Origin of the sequence: Citrobacter sp. C5_2 (genome assembly GCF_014596845.2) — a bacterium.
In the GTDB taxonomy this organism is placed as follows: Bacteria; Pseudomonadota; Gammaproteobacteria; order Enterobacterales; family Enterobacteriaceae; genus Citrobacter; species Citrobacter werkmanii.
The window spans coordinates 1,765,238-1,784,786 of sequence record NZ_CP115032.1 but is presented as its reverse complement, the minus strand read 5'-3'; the positions used below and the strand labels follow the sequence as shown (position 1 = coordinate 1,784,786).

General features: G+C 51.6%; 15 protein-coding genes. 10 read left to right on the top strand and 5 right to left on the bottom strand.

Translation table 11 applies throughout. The features are described from left to right. Nucleotides 1-113: 113 nt before the first annotated feature. Genes torD through torC form a run of 3 tightly spaced genes read right to left on the bottom strand, consistent with a single transcriptional unit; the run spans nucleotide 114 to nucleotide 4,380 of the window. The gene (gene torD, locus ICA20_RS08610; RefSeq protein WP_038642031.1) at nucleotides 114-746 is read right to left on the bottom strand and encodes a molecular chaperone TorD; all 633 of its coding nucleotides are present in this window, start codon (nucleotides 744-746) and stop codon (nucleotides 114-116) included. Continuing rightward, a complete protein-coding gene (gene torA / locus ICA20_RS08605) occupies nucleotides 736-3,237 on the bottom strand; it encodes a trimethylamine-N-oxide reductase TorA (RefSeq protein WP_038642033.1) in 2,502 nt (833 codons plus the stop codon). Before torA ends, torD begins: the two co-directional genes overlap by 11 nt. Before the next feature lie 9 nt (nucleotides 3,238-3,246). Next, nucleotides 3,247-4,380 (bottom strand): pentaheme c-type cytochrome TorC, encoded by a 1,134-nt coding sequence (gene torC / locus ICA20_RS08600; protein WP_038642035.1) that lies wholly within the window; start codon nucleotides 4,378-4,380, stop codon nucleotides 3,247-3,249. 165 nt (nucleotides 4,381-4,545) lie between these two features. On the opposite strand from torC, the gene ICA20_RS08595 reads away from it, so the two are divergent. After that, nucleotides 4,546-6,018 carry a PLP-dependent aminotransferase family protein gene (locus ICA20_RS08595; protein ID WP_038642037.1) on the top strand — a complete coding sequence of 491 codons (1,473 nt, stop codon included), beginning with the start codon at nucleotides 4,546-4,548 and terminating at the stop codon, nucleotides 6,016-6,018. 45 nt (nucleotides 6,019-6,063) lie between these two features. Here ICA20_RS08595 and uxuA read toward each other — a convergent pair whose 3' ends face one another. Then, nucleotides 6,064-7,254, bottom strand: coding sequence for a mannonate dehydratase (uxuA, locus tag ICA20_RS08590; RefSeq protein WP_038642040.1), 1,191 nt, complete (start codon nucleotides 7,252-7,254; stop codon nucleotides 6,064-6,066). A 202-nt stretch (nucleotides 7,255-7,456) separates the two neighbouring features. On the opposite strand from uxuA, the gene ICA20_RS08585 reads away from it, so the two are divergent. From ICA20_RS08585 to yejF, 9 genes are all read left to right on the top strand, one after another. Further along, the gene (locus ICA20_RS08585; RefSeq protein WP_038642042.1) at nucleotides 7,457-8,923 is read left to right on the top strand and encodes a mannitol dehydrogenase family protein; all 1,467 of its coding nucleotides are present in this window, start codon (nucleotides 7,457-7,459) and stop codon (nucleotides 8,921-8,923) included. 119 nt (nucleotides 8,924-9,042) lie between these two features. Next, nucleotides 9,043-10,029, top strand: a complete 987-nt coding sequence (locus ICA20_RS08580; protein WP_038642044.1) for a GTP-binding protein — start codon at nucleotides 9,043-9,045, stop codon at nucleotides 10,027-10,029. 34 nt (nucleotides 10,030-10,063) lie between these two features. Then, nucleotides 10,064-10,777: a phosphatase PAP2 family protein gene (locus ICA20_RS08575; protein ID WP_038642046.1), complete on the top strand. Its 714-nt coding sequence runs from the start codon at nucleotides 10,064-10,066 to the stop codon at nucleotides 10,775-10,777. Between the two features lie 413 nt (nucleotides 10,778-11,190). Next, nucleotides 11,191-11,760 carry a bifunctional murein DD-endopeptidase/murein LD-carboxypeptidase gene (gene mepS, locus ICA20_RS08570; RefSeq protein WP_003027474.1) on the top strand — a complete coding sequence of 190 codons (570 nt, stop codon included), beginning with the start codon at nucleotides 11,191-11,193 and terminating at the stop codon, nucleotides 11,758-11,760. Nucleotides 11,761-11,928: 168 nt separating this feature from the next. After that, nucleotides 11,929-13,488, top strand: coding sequence for a cyclic di-GMP phosphodiesterase (locus ICA20_RS08565; protein WP_038642048.1), 1,560 nt, complete (start codon nucleotides 11,929-11,931; stop codon nucleotides 13,486-13,488). A 100-nt stretch (nucleotides 13,489-13,588) separates the two neighbouring features. After that, nucleotides 13,589-15,403: an extracellular solute-binding protein gene (locus ICA20_RS08560; protein WP_038642050.1), complete on the top strand. Its 1,815-nt coding sequence runs from the start codon at nucleotides 13,589-13,591 to the stop codon at nucleotides 15,401-15,403. Continuing rightward, nucleotides 15,404-16,498 carry a microcin C ABC transporter permease YejB gene (locus tag ICA20_RS08555; protein ID WP_038642053.1) on the top strand — a complete coding sequence of 365 codons (1,095 nt, stop codon included), beginning with the start codon at nucleotides 15,404-15,406 and terminating at the stop codon, nucleotides 16,496-16,498. Further along, the gene (locus ICA20_RS08550; protein ID WP_038642055.1) at nucleotides 16,498-17,523 is read left to right on the top strand and encodes an ABC transporter permease; all 1,026 of its coding nucleotides are present in this window, start codon (nucleotides 16,498-16,500) and stop codon (nucleotides 17,521-17,523) included. The genes ICA20_RS08555 and ICA20_RS08550 overlap by 1 nt, the downstream gene beginning before the upstream one ends. A 1-nt stretch (nucleotide 17,524) precedes the next feature. Beyond that, on the top strand, nucleotides 17,525-19,114 hold the full coding sequence (gene yejF, locus ICA20_RS08545; RefSeq protein WP_038642057.1) for a microcin C ABC transporter ATP-binding protein YejF: 1,590 nt from the start codon (nucleotides 17,525-17,527) through the stop codon (nucleotides 19,112-19,114). Between the two features lie 3 nt (nucleotides 19,115-19,117). Here yejF and ICA20_RS08540 read toward each other — a convergent pair whose 3' ends face one another. Continuing rightward, nucleotides 19,118-19,462 (bottom strand): YejG family protein, encoded by a 345-nt coding sequence (locus ICA20_RS08540; protein WP_029139605.1) that lies wholly within the window; start codon nucleotides 19,460-19,462, stop codon nucleotides 19,118-19,120. Between the last annotated feature and the right edge of the window lie 87 nt (nucleotides 19,463-19,549).

Below are 19,549 nucleotides of genomic sequence, written 5' to 3'. Positions count from 1 at the left end.
GCGCTTCAGAGAAATGACTCCGCTGAGGTGAACGGAACCCTGTGCTGCAATAAAATATTCTCCATAATGCTTAACTGACTGGCATTACAGCGCAGGCTGTCCCTTTGTTATACTCAACGCTGACTGCTGAGATAAAAATCATCCATTAACAGCGATTCCAGATACTGTTCATCCTCGCGCATAAAACTCACTATCAGATTGACCGCCTGCGGGTAAAACCCCTGTTCATCTCGCGCCAGGCAGGCATCGCGTAGCAATGGTGCCCAGCACATCATATGGTGATGCAAAAAGTAATACTGCGCAGATAACGCCTCCTCTTTAGCAACCATCTTCGCCATCAATGCCAGTTGAATGGCGATATGATCGGATGGCTCATTTTCCCGCGCGGTCAGACTGTGTTCGATCAGCAGCACATTCATTTGCTGACGTTCTGCTGACGCGGTCGTATGTGGATAGTGCCCTGCATAGGGAGAAACTCCGCCAGGCGGCGCCAGCAGAAACAGCGAGGCAAAATCCGCGGCGAGTTCCAGCTGTCGGGAATCACGGCGTAAAATCCGGGTCAGACTACGCTCAAAATGCTTAACCTTGCCAGACAATCCAGGAATCGCCGCCAGTGAGACAATCCACGCCCGATTATCGTCGTTTTCAAGGCTGGCAAGTTGCTTTTCGTCCAGCTCACGGAACAGCAATTGCGAGAACCACTGGTACATGTCCACCCGCTGCTGATGTATTTGGTTATGCTGCACTTCCCCCCTCCTCTTTTACTGTCTCCGGGCCGCCGAATGCCGTTACCGGTGGCGCTTTTTTCTGCTGATAACGTTCGACCTCCACCAGCACGGTATGCGCTGAAGGGCCTTGCGCCAACTGTGAAGTACCAATATCGGCGCTCAGGACATTCGGGTCGCCATAAGTGCATAACGTCCCGGCTTTTCCACCCTCCTGCGGGGAATACCAGGCCCCTTCATGAATGCGGATTACGCCAGGGGTAAAATCCGGGCTAATCACCACCCCAGCCAGCACCTGACCACGGTCATTGAAGACGCGAGCGATATCACCTGCTTTCAGACCACGGGCAGTGGCATCCTGCGCGCTGATATAAAGCGGTTCTCTTCCGGTAACCGCATAGGTATTGCGAAACGCCTCGCTCGAGCACAACTGTGAGTGCAGACGTTTATCCGGATGGCAGGATTGCAGATGCAGCGGATATTTATTTTTTTTAGCGGCATGATTACGTTCAAACGGTTCCATCCATACCGGATGACCGGGACAATCCTCGTAAGCAAAGCCAGCAATGGTTTTACTGTAGATTTCAATCAGACCTGACGGCGTTCCCAGGGGATTAAGATCTGGTTGGTCGCGAAACTCACCGTGACGCACCCACGGCTGTCCGGCCGGATATTCAATGTATCCTTCGCCCTGCCAGAACGTCGTAAAGTCCGGTAAGGAGACACCGAGCGACGCGCCCATCTTCACGCCTTCGTCGTACAGCGCCTGTATCCACTGCATTTCATCACGGTTCTCGCGGTACACCGCCTCTTTGTCAAAGCGCTTACATAATCCGGCAAAAACGTCAAAATCATGCCGCGCTTCATATTGCGGTTTAACAATCTGATGCAGGGCCATCAGCCCTTTGTTCGAATGCGTACCAAACTGTTCAATATCGTTACGTTCAAAGCGGGTGGTAACAGGCAGGACGATATCGGCAAATCGACACGACGCGGTCCATTGATGATCCAATACCACCACGGTTTCCAGCTTCTTCCATGCCTTGATCATGCGATTACGATCCTGCTGCGCATGGAATGGATTCGCCGCGCTGTAGATCGCCATTTTAATATCAGGCCAGGTTAACGTTTCGCCGTTAAAGGCAACCTTTTTGCCCGGCTCCAGCAGGCAGTCAACGATGCGTGAGGTGGGGATATGCTCCGATGCGCCGCGAAAATCCGCTTTATACTTCGCCGGTGGAGGATTCGCGATCCCTCCCAGCCCGGACAGTACAGGTCCGGTGGATGTCACCGTACCTCCGCCGTTGTAATGCCAGCCAAACCCTACGCCGCCGCCCGGCAAGCCAATTTGCCCAACCATACTGGCCAGCACCACCAGCATCCAGGGATACTGTTCGCCATGATGCATGCGTTGTACGCACCAACCGCCCATAAATTGGGTCCGGCCTTTGACCAGCAGGCGGGCGAAATCACGGATCTGCTCCGCCGTCAGGCCACAGATTTGCGCTGCCCATTCGGCATTTTTCGGCTGCTTATCACTCTCCCCAAGCAGATAGGGCAAAAACTGCTCAAAACCCACGGTGTAATCGTTAATAAATGCCGTGTCATACAGTTTTTCTTCATACAGCGTATGGGCGAGTGCCAGCATTAGCGCGACATCGGTTTGTGGTCGTAGCGCCAGTTGTTCACAGCCAAGGTAGTTTTGCGATTTGCTACGCACTGGATCGACGCTGATAACGCGCATTTTTCCCTGCGCAACCGCTTCTTTAATCTGTTGCCAGTAGCCAAACGCATCGTGATCGGGAACCAGGAACTCGATCTGCAAGTTTTTGATCGGATCGCACCCCCACAGCACGATGGTATTACTGTTCTGAATAACCAGCGGCAGTGACGTTTGCTGTTCATAAACTTCCAGCGAACCAATCACATGCGGCAAGATAACCTGCGCAGCTGCTGCAGAGTAGTCGCCAACGGTCGTCACATAGCTACCATGCAGACCAAGCCCTCTGTCCATCGCCCCGCCCGCTTTATGGTATTTCCCTACCATTTGCCAGTCGGCCAGCCCGGTAAATACCCCCGATGAGCCGTAGGTTTTTTGTACCCGTTCCAGCTCTTCGTAAAACAGATCCAGCGCCTGATCCCAGCTTACCCGCACAAAACGATTATCTCCGCGCTGGCTGCGATCCGATTTCTCGCGTTTACGTAACCAGTCCAGACGAACCATTGGATAACGCACCCGCGACGGGTTATAGACCACTTCACGCACCGCGTTCAGCATATCGCAAGGGTATTTGTCATGTTTGAAAGGCCGGGTTTCTGTCCACTCGCCGTTGACAACCTTGGCTTCAAAAGCGCCAAAATGCGAACCGGATTGAATCCACTGTGCGGGGTTTTCTCCCGCTGCCCATACTTTTGATATCAGCGGATTCGGCGCCAGCGCACTGGCCGCGCCCACCGCCAACATACCGCTCAGAAAACGGCGGCGAGACGGGTTAAAGTCATGAATATCCATATATTTTCCTTAATTTTTGTTAGGTTCAGACACATCGCTGGCATGGGTCTGGAGGTATTTCAACAACGTACGTTCCTCCACCGGATTCAGTCGGTAATAGGTGGACATCGCTTTCAATCCGGCGATCCAGCCGTTGGCGGTATATCGGGTCGTAGGAGGAGTGCTATGACAGGCGCTACAGGTGGATTGCAGCATTTGATCCGAATATTCCCAGATCGGTGCAATATTGCTGATAAGCCCCTGGGCGGAGGTCCAGGCGGTCACGCTCACCTGCTGCCATTGCTGGTGTGAGTCAGGATCGACCTGGGTTTGTAGTACTTTTACGTTCGCCATCAAGGCGTCATCAAGCACGGCCGAGAATACACGCTTACCCATATACTGGGTTATCACCCGCCCGCGTCCTTTGCTTTCACGCCAGCCCGTCAGTTCAAGCTGCACGTTGCTGCCCTCTTTTTTCAGCACTTTGACCTCGGTGGCAGGAAATAACAGCGCTTTACCTGCGGGGCTTCCGGCCGTTGCCGTCAATGCTTTTTCGCTTAACGAGAACAGCGTGCTCGCATTCGATAAAGACGCTCCCTGCTGCTGCAACTGCTTATAGCGATCGCGGAAACCGCTGCTCATATCGGGTTTGTGATGGGCAATACCTTTATGGCAATCAATACAGTTGCTGTCTTTTGCCGCCGCCGCGGTCATTTGCGCCGCCGCATTCGCAGATTGTTTGCCGTGATCCATCGCCTCATAGCTGTGGCAAGATTTACATGACGCCGAATGGTTAGCGCTCATTCGCGCCCACTCTCGCTGGGCCAATTCCGCTCGTTTTGCGGCAAATTTTTCAGGGGTATCAATCGAAGGAGAGATAAAGGTGTGGTAGAGGTCGTTTAAGGCTTCCGTTTTACGAACCAACGTCGGGACGATCCCTGGCGGAATATGACAATCCTTACACTCAGCACGCACGCCAGAAGCATTTCGAAAATGCACGCTGGTTTTATATTCCTCTCCTGGTGTGCGCATCGAGTGACACGATAAACAAAATTCGGTGGTACTGGTGTAATGAACGCCTTGCCACGTCCCCCAAATTGCAAGGGCCATTGCTACTGCCCCGACGAATGCGCACCACAGTGCGTTCTTTCTTATCCACGACATGCTTGCCTCCATTTTTTTAATAGCGACACGCTAAGCGATCATAAAAATCAAAAATAGAGACAGCAAAAGCAGCTTATAGGAACAGCATCTACTCTATGAGGTGCATCAAAACGTAAAGAAGAGAAGCTCGTAATATAGTGCGTATATATACATAAGGAATTTCTCATGCTAACACTGACTCTCGATCGAGAAAGCCGTACCCCGCTGCAATTGCAGATATTTCAATTTTATTTCCAGGCCATTCAGCGCGGTGATTTGCTTTGTGGAGATAAACTTCCCTCTATTCGCGAGCAGGCGCAGGTATTAAACGTTGCCAAAATAACGGTCGTGATGGCCTATGATAAGCTCATGGCCGCGGGATTAATTAAGAGTCGACAAGGTATCGGCTACGAGGTCATCTTCACCACACCTGTACGCACAACGCCAGCAATCGTGCCCGTCGCGCAGGGTTCCCCGCCGATGAAACCTAAAGCGGCTGGGATCCCCACCGATGTTTATGCAGAGCCTGGGCGAGAGTGCTATTGCCAAATGAGCGTTCCCGATCCCAATGCTTTTCCCTGGTCAAGCTGGCGCAAATGGAATAACGCCCCCAGCGTCCTCAAGGAACAATTATTCACCCGATATCATTCACCAAATGGATTATTTTCACTGCGTGAACAATTGGTCAGATACCTTAATTTATCTCGCGGTATTAATACTCGAGCAGAGAACATCATTATTACTAACGGGATTCAGGAAGGACTGTCACTGCTCAGTCAACTCTTTATTAACCATCATACTTTCAGTCAGCAAAAAAAGTGCCATATTGTAACCGAGTCCCCTTGTTATTCGGGGGCCTGGCATCTGTTTAATTATTACGGCGCAGACATTACGCCAATTGCTGTCGATAACCACGGACTGCAAACAGATAATTTACCGGAATATGCTACCCAGCTTTGTTATGTTACTCCAGCGCATCAGTATCCGCTGGGTAGCGTCCTGTCACTGGAGCGGCGTCAGGCATTATTAACATGGGCGCAGCGCGTCGGCGCTTACATTATTGAAGACGATTACGATGCCGTTTTTACCTATGGAGAAAATCCCCTTCCCGCGCTGAAAGCCATGGATTATCACAACCGGGTTATCTATATAGGGACATTTTCCAAAACATTGGGACCAGGAGGACGTCTTGGCTATCTGATTTGCCCTGACGAACTGCTTCCGGCCGTACAGAATATGAAAGCGCTCAACAACAACGGGAGCCAGTGGTTGTTGCAGCAATTTTTGGCTGAATTAATGCAAAATCAGGTGTTTTATACGCATATCAGCAAGCTGGCCTGCAATTATGCGGCACGTCTTACGCTATTACGCGACGGCCTATCCGCACTGTTTCCCGAAGGGAAAATCGCTGGCGCAACGGCAGGTCTGCATCTCTCATTACGCATTGCCTGGTCCCCCGAAATTATCGCCAGGCTACAACAACGCTGCCTGCTGGCCGGGATTCGTTTCGATACGTTGCCAGATATAGAAAATGGCTCAGAAGCCGCATGGCGTGAAGAGAACAGCGACGCAGTTATGTTTTTTGGATTTGGTGGATTGCAGTTACAGCAGATAAAAAGAGTCCTGGCGGTACTGGAGCAGGCGCTATCGCAGCCTTAATGGATTACAGGGATCGAGCCTGCCGCTCAATCCCTGTTGTTCGCCTTACAGCAGATCGCGGAACTGTGTTTGTTTCAGCGCCAGCTCAACGCCACGGACTTCCGCCAGTCCTTTCAGACGACCAATCGCAGAGTAGCCCGGGTTGGTTTTTTTATGCAAATCATCAAGCATCTGGTGCCCGTGATCGGGGCGCATCGGGATTGGACGCAGATCGCCCGCCTTTTTACGACGCTGCTCTTCGCTCAGAATCGCCGCCACCACCGATACCATATCCACATCGCCCTGCAAATGCGCACCTTCGTGGAAGGTTTTCGGGTTATCTTCACGGCAAGTTGAACGCAGATGCGTGAAGTGAATACGATCGCCAAAGGTTTCAATCATTTTCACCAGATCGTTATCGGCGCGTACGCCGTAGGAGCCGGTGCACATGGTGAAACCGTTATTGATGCTGTCGACGGTGTCTTTCAGCCACTGCATATCTTCGATGGTCGAAACGATGCGCGGCAGGCCAAGGATCGGACGCGGCGGATCGTCCGGGTGTACGGCCAGACGCACGCCGACTTCTTCTGCCACTGGCACTATCGCCCGCAGGAATACCGCCATGTTATTGCGCAAGTCGTCTTTGCTGATGCCGTCATATTCAGCAAGGCGCGCACGGAACTGATCCAGGGTATACCCCTCTTCGGCACCGGGCAGACCTGCGATGATATTGCGCGTCAGTTTTTCAATATCGGCCTCGCTCATGGCATTGAAATAGTCCAGCGCCTGGCGTTGTTCTTCCGGGGTATAATCCGCTTCAGCCCCTGAACGTTTGAGGATATGCAACTCAAAGGCAGCAAAAGCGATCTGGTCAAAACGCAGCGCTTTGGAGCCGTCCGGCAACTGATACTCGAGATCAGTACGCGTCCAGTCGAGGATCGGCATGAAGTTATAGCACACGGTATCGATGCCGCAGGTCGCCAGATTACGGATACTCTGCTGATAGTTAGCAATCCACGTTTGATATTGACCAGAGTGCGTTTTGATATCTTCGTGGACGGGGATACTTTCCACCACTGACCAGGTCAGTCCTTTTTCAGCCAGAATAGCCTGGCGCTTTTTAATCTCTTCTACCGGCCAGACTTCACCGTTGGCAATGTGGTGCAAGGCGGTCACAACACCCGTTGCGCCAGCCTGACGCACATCATCAAGCGATACTGGATCGTTAGGTCCGTACCAACGCCAGGTTTGTTCCATTGTTTCACCTCACAAGTTGTTATACCAAATTAGACTCACTTAATGACGACTACCATACAGGCATCTGGGCGAGGATCAACGAATCCGCAATGATTGGTTGATCCAGCTCACATTACCCGGATAAATGAGGCACACCAATTCAATTTGCTGTCATATAACTTTATACTGCCATTGTTAATTAATGGTTAATCAGGTGTATTGAATGAAAACTATTGCCTCAGTGCCGCTCGCGAAAAATGTCATGATGCCGCAGTACGATCGCCAACAATTAAAAACGCGGATTGTGCATTTTGGTTTCGGTGCTTTTCACCGTGCCCATCAGGCATTACTGACCGACCGGGTACTAAATGCACAGGGTGGGGACTGGGGAATTTGTGAGATAAGTCTGTTCAGCGGCGATCGGCTAATGAGTCAGCTTCGCGAGCAGGATCATTTATTTACCGTGTTAGAAAAAGGGGCGAATGGCAACCAACCGATTGTTATCGGCTCCGTCAAAGAATGTCTGAACGCCACGCTGGATTCGCTGGCGGCCATTATCGAAAAATTCTGTGAACCTCAGGTGGCGATTGTCTCGTTAACGATTACGGAAAAAGGCTACTGCATCGATCCGGCAACAGGCTCGCTGGATCTTTCTCATCCACGCATTATTCATGATCTACAGACTCCGGCTGAGCCACATTCCGCACCCGGCATTATTGTTGAAGCGCTGCACCGCCGACGTGAACGCGGGCTGCAGCCTTTTACCGTCCTCTCCTGCGATAATATCCCAGATAATGGCCATGTGGTAAAAAACGCCGTACTGGGAATGGCGGAGAAACGCTCACCTGAGCTGGCCCACTGGATCCAGGAACATGTCAGCTTCCCGGGTACCATGGTGGACAGGATTGTTCCTGCCGCCACCGAAGAGTCACTGGCTGAAATCGCCCGCGAGTTGGGGGTGGCCGATCCCTGCGCAATCAGCTGCGAGCCCTTTATTCAGTGGGTGATTGAAGACAATTTTGTGTGTGGTCGTCCGCAGTGGGAAACCGCCAGCGTACAAATGGTTGAAAACGTTCTGCCGTGGGAACAAATGAAATTGCGGATGCTGAACGGTAGCCATTCGTTTCTCGCGTATCTCGGCTATCTGGCCGGGTTTCAGCACATCAGCGACTGCATGCAGGACAGCGCTTTTCGTGAAGCCGCCTACCGTCTGATGCTCAACGAACAGGCGCCTACCCTGCAAATCACCGATGTTGATTTAGACCAGTATGCCGCTAGCCTGCTGGAACGCTTTGCCAACCCGGCGTTGAAACATAAAACCTGGCAAATCGCGATGGATGGTAGCCAAAAATTACCCCAGCGTATGCTGGAAGGGATCCGCGTACATTTAGCACGGCGCAGCGAGTGGCCGCTGCTGGCGCTCGGCGTCGCAGGCTGGATGCGTTACGTGAGCGGAGTGGATGATTCAGGTGCGGCCATTGATATTCGTGATCCATTGAGCGAGAAAATCAGCGCGCTTGTGAAGCAGAGTACAGACTCAGAACGCGTCAGCGCCCTGCTTTCTCTGCATGAGATTTTCGCCACCGATCTGGTACAGAATCCGCAGTTTGTTGCGGCTATTCAGCTCGCCTGGCAGCGTATTGCCCAATATGGTGCGCATCAGGCTGTCATTGAAACGTTAAAAAGTTAACGATTTCTGCCATTAATCAGGACGAAGCGCGTCTTCGTCCTCTCACCCCTTCTCTTTTTCCCCGTTTTTCGCCAGGATTGTTAAATGCCATTACGGCAATTTATGATTCTGGAGTAAATGTGACTAAAACCAATCTCATCACCGGTTTTCTCGGCAGTGGCAAAACCACCTCTATTCTTCATTTATTGGCAAACAAAGATCCCGCAGAGAAGTGGGCCGTACTGGTCAATGAGTTTGGTGAAGTAGGTATTGATGGCGCCCTGTTAGCCGACAGCGGCGCATTGCTAAAAGAGATCCCCGGCGGCTGTATGTGCTGTGTTAACGGTCTGCCAATGCAGGTTGGCCTCAATACGTTGTTGCGTCAGGGAAAACCCGACCGACTGCTCATTGAACCTACCGGCCTCGGACATCCCAAACAGATTCTGGATTTACTTACCGCGCCGGTTTACGAACCGTGGATCGATTTGCGCGCGACCCTTTGTATTCTTGATCCTCGCCAGCTACTGGATGATAAAAGCGTCGCCAATGACAATTTCCGCGATCAACTGGCCGCCGCCGATATCATCGTCGCCAACAAAGCCGACCGCGCCACAACGGAAAGCGAAAACGCCCTGCAAACCTGGTGGCAGCACTATGGCGGCAATCGTCAGTTGGTTCATGCCGATCATGGAAATATTGCCGGTCAATTACTGGATTTGCCCCGACTAAACCTGGCGCAGCTTCCCGCAAGCGCAGAGCACGCCCATAGTCATGCTGACAAGAAAGGGCTGGCGGCGTTAAGTTTGCCCGCACAACAGCGTTGGCGTCGCAGCCTGAACAGCGGTCAGGGTCATCAGGCCTGCGGCTGGATCTTTGACGCCGATACGGTGTTCGATACCATCGGCCTGCTGGAATGGTCGCGCCTTGCCCCCGTAGGGCGTGTAAAAGGTGTAATGCGTATCAAAGAGGGGCTGGTGCGCATTAACCGTCAGGGAGACGACTGGCATATTGAGACGCAAAACGTCGCTCCGCCGGATAGCCGTATTGAACTCATCTCCGATACCGACACCGACTGGAATACGTTACAGAGCGCATTGTTGAGACTTCGTTTAGACGATAGCGCGTAAGGTTGCCTTCGTTTTATAGCAATGGTAAACGACGATGAAAACCCGATACCCTCTTATTCTTCTGCTCAATATTGCAGGTATAGCGCTGTTTCTGTCCTGGTATATTCCCGCCGGGCACGGGTTCTGGTCCTCACTGGATACGGGCGTCTTCCGTTTCTTCAATCAGAAGCTGGTTGAAAGCCCGCTGTTTCTGTGGATTGTTGCGATCACCAATAACCGGGCATTTGATGGCTGCTCGTTGTTGGCTATGGGCGCACTGATGCTGCACTTTTGGCTGAAGGATACGGCGGAAGGTCGCCGGCGTATTGTGGCTATTGGTCTGGTGATGCTGCTCACCGCAGTGGTATTAAATCAGTTGGGCCAGGCGCTTATTCCGGTTAAACGCGCCAGCCCTACTCTGATGCTGGATAATATTTATCGCGTCAGCGAACTGCTGCATATTCCCACCAAAGATGCCTCCAGAGACAGTTTTCCTGGCGATCACGGCATGATGCTGCTTATTTTTTCCGCATTTATGCTGCGTTATTTCGGAAAAGTTGCAGGCATAATCGGCCTTATTATCGCTGTGGTTTTTGCTTTTCCACGCGTAATGATCGGCGCTCACTGGCTCACCGATATCGTGGTCGGCTCCATGACGGTTGTGCTGATTGGCTTACCCTGGTGGCTAATGACGCCATTAAGCGATCGTCTGGTCACGCTGTTTGTGAATTATCTGCCCGGCAAAAACAAACAATTTTCAAACAAATAACGCAAAACAATTAACATCATCAGGGAAACTTCTGATTCCCTGATGATGACGAACGATATTCCATCATTCTGATTGTCATTCTCCTGTCATCTTATTCATGTTTAGAATGAATGACTTGCATATTTTTTACGCTAATTGTTCTTAATTTAGCCAATGCCGTTTATTCACTTTCTGTATCAATTTTTCTTATAAGAAATCACATAAAATCTCTCGCAATGACTGGGGCGATCGGGTAACCTCGAACTCGTTTTGCCTCGCGGGACAATTATTCCCTTTCTGAATAAATTTGTGCGTTCTGCCACAGATTTGACCTTAAGGAATTGTCTCATCGTGCGATGGTAATTAGTCTCGTCACGTTTGGCATTTTTTATAACGATATTTATCGTTAAGGACTTCAAGGGAAAACAAACAAAATGGTCAAATCTCAACCGATTTTGAGATATATCTTGCGGGGCATACCCGCGATAGCAGTTGCGGTTCTGCTTTCCGCATGTAGTACCACGAACACCGCCAGGAATATGCATTCTGAGACGCATGCTGTGGGCAATGGAGATAACTCTTCACTGCAAGCCTCTCAGGATGAATTTGAAAATATGGTCCGTAATATCGATGTTAAATCACGTATTATGGATCAGTATGCTGACTGGAAAGGCGTGCGTTACCGCCTTGGCGGCAGCACCAAAAAAGGTATTGATTGCTCCAGCTTCGTACAGCGTACGTTCCGTGAGCAGTTTGGTTTAGAGCTTCCGCGCTCAACCTACGAACAACAGGAAACGGGTAAATCCGTTTCGCGTACTAATCTGCGCACAGGCGATCTGGTTCTGTTCCGTGCTGGCTCCACAGGCCGCCACGTCGGTATCTATATCGGCAACAACCAGTTTGTTCATGCCTCGACCAGCAGTGGCGTTATCATTTCCAGCATGAACGAGCCTTACTGGAAAAAACGTTACAACGAAGCTCGCCGGGTTCTGAGCCGCAGTTAATTTCGTTTGGCAGCTATCCCTTGGCTATCCTGATGAGACATATCAAAAGCACTGCTTCGGCGGTGCTTTTTTGTTTCGCCTCTCGACTAAGAAAAATCTCACAGCATGGACCATTTCAGGTTATATTCATACAGAATAAGCGGTTACTACAGGTAAACATAAGGAACTATGTTCAGACGCAGCTCTTCATCCGGTCGGAAAATCCTGCTTTCCTGTATGTTAACGGGGCTTATCGTCGCATTGCTGGTGAGTACCCTGCAATTTTTGGTTACCTGGCATAAGCGAGAGGTTAAGTACGAAACGCTGCTTGCCGATATCCAGAATTATGTCAGTAGTTACTTTGCAGATCTCAAAACCACCACAGATGCGCTTCAACCCCTGCTGGAAAAGAACTGCCAGCAAGTCGCTGCAAAACTTACCTCCAGTGCGGCTTTTAACCTCAACGTTCGCGCTTTTTTGCTGGTAAAAGACGGTATTGCTTTTTGCTCCTCCGCAACAGGTGCAATGAACGCCCCCATTTTGTCGCTGATCCCGAAGCTGAATATCAACAAAGATGTTGATGTGGAAATACTTTCCGGGACGCCCATGATGCCGGATAAGCCAGCGATAATGATTTGGCACCGCAATCCCTCGTTCCATAACAGCGGCGTATTTTCTTCATTGAATATCAACCTGGCGCCCTATCTGCTTTATACCGCCCGCGAGGATAATTTTAATGGTATTGCCGTTATTGCTGGCGACACGGCTATTTCAACATTTTCATCCCGAATTATGGACGTCTCTGCGCTGCCTGACACGCCATGGCGCCAGGCGACGCTTAAAGAGGTACCGCTGAAGATTCGTTTGTATGCGCAAGAGTGGACGTACAACGACATCTGGTACGCGATTATGTTGGGATGTATGGCCGGGATTATCACCGGGGTTCTCCTCTGGTATTACATCTTCACTGTCCGGTTACGCCCTGGTAAAGATATCCTCCACGCCATCAAGCATAATCAATTTTATGTGGTGTACCAGCCCGTCGTAGAGATGCAAACGCTGGAGGTAAAAGGTGTTGAGGTGTTATTACGTTGGCATCATCCATCAACGGGTGAGATCCCACCGGATGCCTTCATTCATTACGCAGAATCGCAGAAAATGATTGTCCCGCTGACCCAACACCTCTTTAAGTTGATAGCGCAGGACGCCCCGACGCTGCAAAAAGTGTTTCCTGCTGGCGCCAAACTGGGGATTAACATCGCACCAACGCACCTGCACGGCGAGAGTTTTAAAGATGACATTCGACGGCTGCGCGCCTCGCTTCCCGCGAACCATTTTCAGTTAGTGCTGGAAATCACTGAACGCGATATGCTTAATCAACACGAGGCGACACAGCTATTTGAATGGCTACACTCTGTTGGCTTTGAAATTGCTATTGATGATTTCGGCACTGGTCATAGCGCGCTTATCTATCTGGAACGCTTCACCGTTGACTACCTGAAAATCGATCGTGGGTTTATTAACGCCATCGGCACAGAAACCCTGACCTCTCCGGTTCTGGACGCCGTGTTGACACTCTCTAAGCGTCTTAATATGCTGACGGTTGCTGAAGGGGTAGAAACACCTGAGCAAGCTCGTTGGCTGCGCGATCGTGGAGTACATTTTTTCCAGGGATACTGGATTAGCCGACCGTTAAAGCTTGCTGATTTCGTGCGTTGGATGGCGCAGCCCAATAAGCCAACGTGGTGATCGCAGTTTGCGATTCATATACTCTTACTCGCCGCCACACCCCTTATCTCTCAGGCATGATGCCCGTCGGGTTGTGACAGGAAAAGGAAAGCGCTTTTATATGATCCCTCGCCTACTGCTGCTGTTTATCGCCCTCATCGGGTTTAGCGTTCAGGCGCAATCCATCAAAGAAAGCTATGCGTTTGCCGTACTGGGCGAACCGAAGTACGCGTTTAACTTTAACCACTTTGATTACGTTAACCCAGCCGCGCCCAAAGGCGGGCAAATCACCCTCTCCGCGATTGGTACGTTCGATAACTTCAACCGCTATGCAATGCGTGGCAATCCCGGCGCGCGCACCGAAACGCTGTACGATACGCTTTTTACCTCCTCTGACGACGAGCCTGGCAGCTATTACCCCCTCATTGCCGACAGCGCGCGCTATGCTGACGACTATTCCTGGGTAGAAATCGCCATTAATCCACGGGCGCGTTTTCACGATGGCTCCCCCATTACCGCCAGCGATGTCGCCTTCACCTTTCACAAATTTATGACTGAAGGCGTGCCGCAGTTTCGCCTCGTCTACAAAGGCACAACGGTAAAAGCCATTGCACCGTTAACCGTGCGTATTGAATTAGCCAAACCGGGCAAAGAGGATATGCTCAGCCTGTTTTCATTACCCGTGATGCCTGAGAAATACTGGAAGGATCATAAACTCAGCGATCCCTTATCTTCCCCACCGCTTGCCAGCGGTCCGTACCGTATCACCCAGTGGAAAATGGGCCAGTATATTGTCTATTCGCGTGTCAAAGATTATTGGGCCGCGAACCTGCCCGTTAACCGCGGGCGCTGGAACTTTGATACCATCCGCTACGATTACTATCTTGATGACAACGTCGCCTTTGAAGCGTTTAAGGCCGGTGCGTTTGATCTGCGTCTGGAGAACGATGCCAAAAACTGGGCGACACGTTATACCGGCAAAAATTTCGCAAATCATTACATCATCAAAGATGAGCAGAAAAACGAATCCGCACAGGATACGCGTTGGCTGGCCTTTAATATTCAGCGTCCGGTATTCAGCGATCGACGCGTACGTGAAGCCATCACGCTGGCCTTTGATTTTGAATGGATGAATAAAGCCCTGTTCTATAACGCCTGGAGCCGGACAAACAGCTATTTTCAGAATACCGAGTATGCCGCAAAAAATTACCCCGATGCGGATGAACTGGTGATACTCGCGCCATTGAAAAAAGATCTACCCCCTGAGGTCTTCAGCCAAATTTATCAGCCGCCAAAATCAACAGGTGATGGCTACGATCGTGATAACTTATTGAAAGCCAATACAATACTGGAACAGGCTGGCTGGATACTAAAGGGACAGCAGCGCGTGAACAGCGCCAGCGGTAAACCCCTGAGCTTCGAACTGTTGCTCCCGGCGGGCAGTAACAGCCAGTGGGTACTGCCGTTCCAGCACAACCTGCAGCGCTTAGGCATCACCATGAACATCCGCCAGGTTGATAATTCGCAAATCACGAACCGCCTGCGCAGTCGCGACTATGACATGATGCCGAGGTTGTATCGCGCGATGCCGTGGCCGAGTTCGGACCTGCAAATTCTGTGGGCTTCTGAATACATTGACTCCAGCTACAATGCGCCCGGCGTGCAAAGCCCGGTGATTGATAAATTGATCAATCAAATCATCGCGGCGCAAGGTGATAAAGCCAAACTGATCCCGCTGGGACGGGCGCTGGACAGGGTATTAACCTGGAACTACTACATGTTGCCGATGTGGTACATGGCCGAGGATCGTATCGCCTGGTGGGACAAATTTTCACATCCTGCTATTCGCCCAATTTACACCATCGGCCTCGACAACTGGTGGTATGACGTCAACAAAGCGGCGAAGCTACCCGCAGCCAGACGACAGGGAGAGTAAATGGGCGCTTATCTGATTCGACGTCTGCTGCTGGTGATCCCGACGCTCTGGGCCATCATCACCATCAACTTTTTTATCGTGCAAATTGCCCCCGGCGGTCCCGTTGAGCAGGCCGTCGCCGCTATTGAGTTCGGGCAAAGTGGCGCCTTACCCGGCGCGGGCAGCGAAGGCGTTCGCGCCAGCCACGCGCAAACCGGCGTGGGTAACATCAGCGACAGCAATTATCGCGGAGGCCGCGGTCTGGATCCGGAAGTGATTGCAGAAATCACCCGCCGCTACGGGTTCGATAAACCTATTCATGAGCGTTACTTCAAAATGCTCTGGGACTACATTCGTTTCGATTTCGGCGACAGCCTGTTTCGTAGCGCTTCGGTGCTGACGCTTATCAAAGACAGCCTGCCCGTTTCCGTCACGCTGGGGCTGTGGAGTACGCTCATCATTTATCTGGTGTCGATCCCGCTAGGTATCCGTAAAGCGGTGCACAATGGCAGCCGATTTGATGTGTGGAGCAGCGCATTCATTATTATTGGCTATGCCATCCCGGCCTTTCTGTTTGCGATTTTGCTGATCGTCTTTTTTGCCGGGGGAAGCTACTACGATCTGTTCCCGCTGCGCGGGCTGGTTTCCGCCAACTTTGACTCTCTGCCCTGGTATCAAAAAATAACCGACTACCTGTGGCATATTACCCTGCCGGTGCTGGCGACGGTGGTTGGCGGGTTTGCCGCGCTGACCATGCTGACTAAAAACTCATTTCTGGATGAAGTCCGCAAACAGTATGTCGTCACCGCGCGCGCCAAAGGGGTAAGCGAGAAAAATATTCTATGGAAACATGTGTTTCGCAACGCGATGTTACTGGTGATAGCAGGTTTCCCGGCAACGTTTATCAGCATGTTTTTTACCGGCTCGCTGCTGATTGAAGTCATGTTCTCGCTTAACGGACTGGGGTTACTGGGGTATGAATCCACCGTATCACGCGACTACCCGGTGATGTTTGGCACGCTCTATATCTTCACCCTGATCGGACTGCTGCTGAATATTCTCAGTGATATCAGCTATACGCTGGTCGATCCCCGTATTGATTTTGAGGGACGCTAATGTCGCGATTAAGCCCCGTCAATCAGGCCCGCTGGACGCGTTTTCGTCATAACCGCCGCGGCTACTGGTCGCTGTGGATTTTTCTGGTGTTGTTTGGCCTTAGCCTGTGTTCCGAACTGATTGCCAACGATAAGCCGCTGCTGGTGCGCTATGACAGCAGTTGGTATTTCCCTCTGTTCAAAAACTACAGTGAAAGCGACTTTGGCGGACCGCTGGCGACCAAAGCTGATTATCAGGATCCCTGGCTACAGCAGCGCCTGGAGAAGCAGGGCTGGATCCTGTGGGCGCCGGTACGCTTTGGGGCCACCAGCATTAACTTTGCCACCGATAAGCCCTTCCCTTCCCCACCTTCTGCGCAAAACTGGCTGGGGACGGACGCCAACGGCGGCGACGTACTGGCGCGTATCCTCTACGGCACGCGTATCTCGGTCCTGTTTGGTTTAATGCTGACCCTGTGTTCCAGCGTGATGGGCATCATGGCTGGCGCTATTCAGGGCTATTATGGCGGCAAGGTGGACCTGTGGGGGCAGCGATTCATTGAGGTTTGGTCTGGTATGCCAACGCTGTTTCTGATCATTCTGTTGTCGAGCGTGGTCCAGCCCAACTTCTGGTGGCTGCTGGGCATTACCGTGCTGTTTGGCTGGATGAGTCTGGTTGGCGTGGTGCGTGCGGAATTTTTACGTACCCGGAACTTTGATTACATTCGTGCCGCGCAGGCGCTCGGCGTGAGCGATCGCAGTATTATTCTGCGTCATATGCTACCCAACGCGATGGTCGCCGCTCTGACTTTTTTACCGTTTATATTATGCGCCTCGATAACCACCCTGACCTCGCTGGATTTCCTCGGATTCGGCTTACCGCTTGGCTCGCCATCGTTGGGAGAACTCCTGTTACAAGGTAAAAATAACCTGCAGGCGCCGTGGCTTGGGATCACTGCGTTCATCTCCGTTGCCCTGCTTTTATCGCTACTGATCTTTATTGGTGAAGCGGTACGCGACGCGTTTGATCCCAATAAGGCGATTTAAAATGACACAACCTCTGTTAGCTATTGAGAATTTATCGGTAGGTTTTCGCCACCAGGAGAGCGTGCGCACCGTGGTCAACACTCTCTCATTGCGGGTTGATGCCGGGCAAACGCTGGCGCTGGTGGGCGAATCTGGCTCAGGGAAAAGTGTGACCGCGCTTTCTATTCTGCGCTTATTACCGTCCCCTCCTGCGGTCTATCTTGCCGGTGATATTCGTTTCCATGATGAATCATTGCTTCACGCCGACGAGCAGACGCTTCGCGGCGTACGAGGGAACAAAATCGCCATGATTTTCCAGGAGCCGATGGTGTCACTGAACCCGCTTCACAACCTGGAAAAACAGCTTTACGAGGTGCTGTCGCTGCATCGGGGAATGCGTCGCGAGGCCGCCCGGGCAGAGATTCTGACCTGTCTGGACCGCGTCGGGATCCGTCAGGCGGCCAAACGTCTCGCAGATTACCCGCACCAGTTGTCCGGCGGTGAGCGCCAACGTGTGATGATCGCCATGGCGCTGCTAACGCGGCCAGAACTGCTGATTGCCGATGAACCCACCACCGCGCTGGATGTCTCCGTCCAGGCGCAGATCCTGCAATTGTTACGGGAGTTACAGCGAGAGCTGAATATGGGATTACTGTTCATCACCCATAACCTCAGCATTGTGAAAAAGCTGGCCGATACCGTGGCGGTCATGCAAAACGGCCTGTGCGTTGAGCAAAATCGTGCCGCACAACTGCTCTCTGCGCCCTCGCATCCGTATACGCAGAAATTGTTAAACAGCGAACCTTCCGGTGACCCGGTCCCCTTACCTGTAGGGCAAGCTCCCTTGCTGGAAGTGGAAAAACTCCGCGTCGCCTTCCCTGTCCGCAAAGGCATTCTGAAGCGCGTAGTAGACCATAACGTTGTGGTCAACGACGTCAGTTTTTCCCTGCGGCCCGGTGAAACGCTGGGGCTGGTCGGTGAGTCAGGTTCCGGGAAAAGCACCACCGGGCTGGCGCTACTGAGGCTAATCACATCGCAGGGGAGTATTGTGTTCGATGGCCAGGCGTTGCATACCTTAAATCGTCGCCAGCTGTTACCCGTACGTCACCGCATTCAGGTGGTATTTCAGGATCCTAACTCCTCGCTAAACCCACGCTTAAGCGTGCTACAAATTATTGAGGAGGGACTACGCGTTCATCAACCGACACTTACTGCCGAACAACGTGAAGCGCAGGTGAAAGCGGTCATGACGGAAGTGGGGCTGGATAGCGAAACGCGACATCGTTATCCCGCAGAGTTTTCCGGTGGTCAACGTCAACGCATAGCCATTGCCCGGGCGTTGATTCTAAAACCTTCGCTGATCATTCTGGATGAACCGACATCCTCACTCGACAGGACCGTACAGGCGCAAATCCTGATGTTGTTAAAGTCCTTACAGGAAAAGCATCGTCTGGCCTATATTTTTATCAGCCATGATTTGCATGTCGTACGCGCGTTGTGCCATCAGGTTATTGTGCTAAGGCAGGGAGAAGTTGTGGAACAGGGGCAATGCGAGCACGTATTTAACGCGCCACAACAGGCCTATACGCGTCAGCTGCTCGCGCTAAGCTGACGCTCAAAACGGATTGTTATTTGAAAAAGGTTCTGCGATTGCCACGCCGAAATTTTTCAGTCTGCAGGTCGCAGCAAACTCATCCTGACGATTCACAAACAGGCACGGCTCCCCTTCGCATTCCAGAACGGAACAAGGAACCTCAATGTCACTGAGGGCCTGGCTGAGTTTATGCATGACTGACCACGCGCTATCACCATCCGGGCTGAGCAATTTGAGCGCCACCAGGCTGTTCTCATTGCTCTGGCCGTTTTGCGGAATCGGTTCAACTTTCGAACCTGCGAAACCCACCGACCAACGATAGCACTGCGGCAGACGATGAACGATTGAGAGTTGTAATGTCATCACTTTCTTTCCCTGGAAGCACAATCACTTCACAATTATTTTACATCAATATTAACACATCATTGACAAAACGTCTTTAAACAGTTGGTA